2 protein-coding genes and 1 pseudogene are annotated in these 4,451 nt (G+C 33.7%); 1 reads left to right on the top strand and 2 read right to left on the bottom strand.

Annotated elements, in window-relative coordinates; all coding sequences use genetic code 11:
* Positions 1–195: 195 nt before the first annotated feature.
* Positions 196–1,518, bottom strand: coding sequence for a xylose isomerase (gene xylA / locus AABE15_RS06070; RefSeq protein ID WP_338330393.1), 1,323 nt, complete (start codon positions 1,516–1,518; stop codon positions 196–198).
* A gap of 75 nt (positions 1,519–1,593) precedes the next feature.
* Positions 1,594–3,030, bottom strand: a pseudogene (gene xylE / locus AABE15_RS06065) (D-xylose transporter XylE).
* A gap of 291 nt (positions 3,031–3,321) precedes the next feature.
* Between xylE and AABE15_RS06060 the strand changes: the two are divergent.
* Positions 3,322–4,451 (top strand): XylR family transcriptional regulator (locus tag AABE15_RS06060; RefSeq protein WP_338330392.1); only part of this gene is annotated, 1,130 nt, incomplete at its 3' end.

Raw genomic sequence — 4,451 nt, 5'->3', positions numbered from 1 at the left:
TAGTTGCATATAGTACAATGGTTCATGTGAACGATTTTTTTAAAAAAATATTTACTCAAGCACTTTAATTACTCGTATTAAATAGAATACTTAATTAATAAAAAAAATTAAATTTATTACCGTTATTACATAGAGCGATATGAACTTTATCATAATAAACTCACTCTACGTAATAAATAATTAAAGCAAAAACGATTATCCGAAGATATAATGGTTGACCAAATTTTCTAGACGTTCTTGATCTTCACTTATAGGCTGCGGATTTGAGTTATTTTTCACTAGATTATGAGCAATATCCTCTAAACTTAAGTTACCATGAAGAATGTCTTGTCCTAATGGGTTGTTCCAATTTGAATAACGTTTTTCTTTATTAATTTTGAGTTGGTCGTTACTCAACATCCGAGCAGCACATTTTAACGCTAAGGCCATTACATCTATACCTCCAATATGGCCATAAAATATGGAATATTTATCGATGCTTTGGCGTCTTATTTTAGAGTCAAAATTAAGTCCTCCTGTTGTAAAGCCTCCTGCTGCCAAAATTTCATACATAACTAAAGTATTTTCTTCGACGCTATTAGGAAATTGATCCGTATCCCATCCTAATTGTGGATCTCCTCGATTGGCATCCACTGAACCAAAAATATTAAGTGCTATGGCCGTGGCTATTTCGTGATGAAAAGAATGTCCAGCCAGGGTAGCGTGATTGGCTTCAATATTAGTTTTTATTTCGTTTTCCAGATTATATTGTTTGAGGAAACCATAGATCGTAGCAACATCATAATCATATTGGTGTTTTGTTGGTTCTTTGGGTTTAGGTTCAATAAGTAAAGTCCCTTTAAAGCCAATTTTGTGTTTGTTTTCTACTACCAGTTGCATAAATCGACCTAATTGTTCACGTTCTCTTTTTAGGTCAGTATTCAAAAGCGTTTCATAACCTTCTCTTCCTCCCCATAGCACATAATTTTCGCCACCTAATTTATGGGTGACATTCATTGCGTTATTTACTTGGGTGGCCGCATAAGCAAAAATTTCTGGATCAGGATTGGTTGCTGCTCCGCCTGCATAACGGGGGTTGGTAAAACAATTTGCAGTGCCCCATAGGGGTTTTACCCCAGTCTCTTGTTGAGATTTTAACATAATTTCTGTCATTACCGCGGAATTGTATAGATATTCTTTAATGTTTTTCCCTTCCGGTGCAACATCAATATCGTGAAATGTGTAAAAAGGAACGTTCATTTTATAAAAGAATTCAAATGCAATTTGGGCTTTTGCTTTGGCATTGGTTAGAGGGTCATTAGTACTATTCTGCCAAGGATAGTTGAAGGATCCTGTGCCAAACATATCTGTGCCATTCCAGCAAAAATTGTGCCAATAGCACAGAGCGAAACGTAGATGTTCTGACATTTTTTTGCCTAGAACAAGTTCATCAGGATTATAATGATGAAATGCAAAAGGATTATCGCTGTTGGGACCTTCGTAGCGAATACGTTGTATGTGTTCAAAATAATTTTGCATTGTATAGTTCCTTGTAATTTATACATTAAATTTTTACGTGTTAAACAGTAAAATATTGTTTAAGTTAAACAAAAATCATACCCATAGGGCTTCCAGTTCTTCCAAGGATTTTTCTTTGGTTTCTGGAACAAAGCGTATAACAAAAATGGCAGCAATAATGCTAATTATTCCGTATATCCAATATGAAAATCCGTGATGAAACATTTGGATAAGATAAGAATTTTTATCCATAATGGGAAAGGTCCATGAAACAAGGTAATTAGCTATCCATTGGGCTGATACGGCGACAGATAATGCTTTGCTGCGAATAGAATTGGGAAACATTTCTGCCAATAATACCCAGCAAACAGGACCCCATGAAATTGCGAAAGAAGCAATATAAAGTAGCATAGAAACTAAAGCTAATAGAGGGGATAATTTTAAAAAGAAAGCACTTCCTAAGCTAATCATACCGATTGCCATGCCTATTGCTCCGATAATTTGTAACGGTTTTCTACCAAATTTATCGACGGTAAAAATAGCAATAGTGGTGAAAGAGAGGTTAATTATCCCTATAATAATGGTTTGTAGCAACGCTGAATTAGTGCTCGCTCCAAGATTTTTAAAGACTTCAGGTGCGTAGTACAACACAACATTAATCCCCATTAATTGTTGAAAAGCAGACAATAAAATGCCAATAATAACAATACCTATCCCGTATTTGAATAAATTGGCCCCTGTTTCGGAAGTATTGCTTAGAGAAAGCGTAATTTCATTAAGAGCGCTTTTGGCGCGTTCTATATTTAAAATTCTAGATAAGACTGCAAAGGCATGGTCTTTACGGTGCTTTTCTACTAACCAACGTGGACTTTCTGGTACCGTGAATAAAAGAAAAAAGAATAAAAGGGCAGGCAAAGAAAGAGATAAAAACATATAGCGCCACCCTACTGTTGTTAAAAACGCTTGGTCTCCTGAGCGAGCAATAATGTAGTTGACGCATTACACAAGTAATTGACCAAATATAATGGCAAATTGATTAAAAGAGACCAGTTTACCGCGAATTTCTGCAGGGGCAACTTCGGCGATATACATAGGGGAAAGCATAGAGGCTAAACCTACTCCAATACCACCAATAATACGGTAGGCAACAAATTCAGGGATGTAATTTGTCAAGTATGTAGGGTATTGATTGGACAAAATAGGGTGAAGTCCAAATTCTGGATAAGCTGATCCTAATGCGGCAATAAAAAATAATAAAGCCGCAAATAATAAAGAATTTCGCCTACCAAAACGATTGCTTAAATAACCGCTAATTACCCCACCAATAATACATCCTATTAAAGCGCTTGCGACGCAAAATCCCAAAAGGGAATTAGCCGCTGTTTCGTTTAGATGACGCGGCTCAATAAAAACTTTTGATATGGAATCAACGGTTCCCGATACCACTGCGGTATCATAACCAAATAAGAGTCCTCCTAATGTTGCTACCAGGGTAATTCTAAAAACATAAAATGGATTATAGGGTTTATTCATCGCTAATCCTTAGTGTATTTATTAGCCATTAATAACGTATTAAATTAAATAGAAATATTTTTAATAAGTTAGGAAGAAAGAGAAAATTTTGTTAAATCGTAAGTAAATTGCTTGAATACTGAATGAAATTATAGTTATGAGTGGTGATTATCTCAATTATGTAAATTAACAATCGTTTTACGTTTTTTATTGATTAATGCTAAGTACAGGTCAAATAATTGTGATTATTAAAAAAAGAAAATTTGATTAAAATTTGATTCATTCTTGCTTTTCTATAATTTAGGCTTATTCATGCTCCACGAGTTAGCAAAAGAATATCGCATTTTTTTATTATTCAACGCCAATAAAGTTTACGACCGACAAATTTTGAAGGGTATTGGTGATTTTTTACAAATGCATCATTTAAATTGGAATATATATCTTTCTGACAATTTATGTTGGGATAGCAACGATCGTGAAAATTTATACTGCGATGGAATGATTGCAAATTGTGACGATCATTTGATTGATAACCTTATAAAGCAGCATTCTTATCCTATTGTTGGAGTTGGGGCATCGTTTCATTGTTTTCAAGAATTTCATTCAATTCCTTATGTTGCATCTGATAATGAAGCATTGGTAAAAAGTGCTTTTGATCATTTGTGTAGTAAAGGACTCAAACAATTTGCTTTGTACAGTTACCCGCCTAATCGTTTAACACGTTTTGCTTATGAACGTGAAATTGCTTTTGAAAAAATTACAAAACAAAAAAATTATCCCAGTTATATTTATCGTGGCTTAACAATGAATTTGGATAATTGGCAAACCAACTTAAAAAATTTGACAGAATGGTTAAATAGCTTACCTAAACACGTTGGAATTATTGCAGTTAATGACGCAAAGGCAAGACATATCTTACAAGTAAGTAAACAGCTTAATAAAACGATACCTGATGAATGTTGTTTAATTGGAATTGATAATGAGGAAGTTATTAATTATTTATCAAACGGTTGTCTTTCTACAGTTACACAGGGAACTGAGGAAATGGGATATCAGGCAGCAGGCTTATTGCATCAAATGTTAGAAGGAAAAACAGTTAAAATAAAACAAATATTAGTTCCTCCCAAACAAATCATTGAACGTCAATCAACGGATTATCGTTCTATAGAGGATCCTCTTGTAATTCAAGCAATACATTATATTCGTAATTATGCTTGTAAGAAAATTAAAGTTGAACATGTTGTTAATAGTTTGCATTTATCGCGATCAAATTTGGAAGGTCGTTTTAAACAAGAATTTAATAAAACTATTCACGAGGTTATTTACGAAGAAAAACTTAAACATGCACAATATTTACTGAGTTACACTAAAATGCCTTTGGCAAAAATATCAGAGCAATGTGGGTATGCTTCTTTGCAATATTTTTATCATCTATTTAATAA

The sequence above is a fragment of the Commensalibacter sp. Nvir genome, from assembly GCF_963921845.1.
Taxonomy (GTDB): Bacteria; Pseudomonadota; Alphaproteobacteria; order Acetobacterales; family Acetobacteraceae; genus Commensalibacter.
This window is presented reverse-complemented; position numbering and strand designations above follow the sequence as displayed.

Bases quoted from the DNA above. Each gene is read 5' to 3' on its own strand.
- xylA (WP_338330393.1), bottom strand. From the start codon at position 1,518: ATGCAAAATTATTTTGAACACATACAACGTATTCGCTACGAAGGTCCC.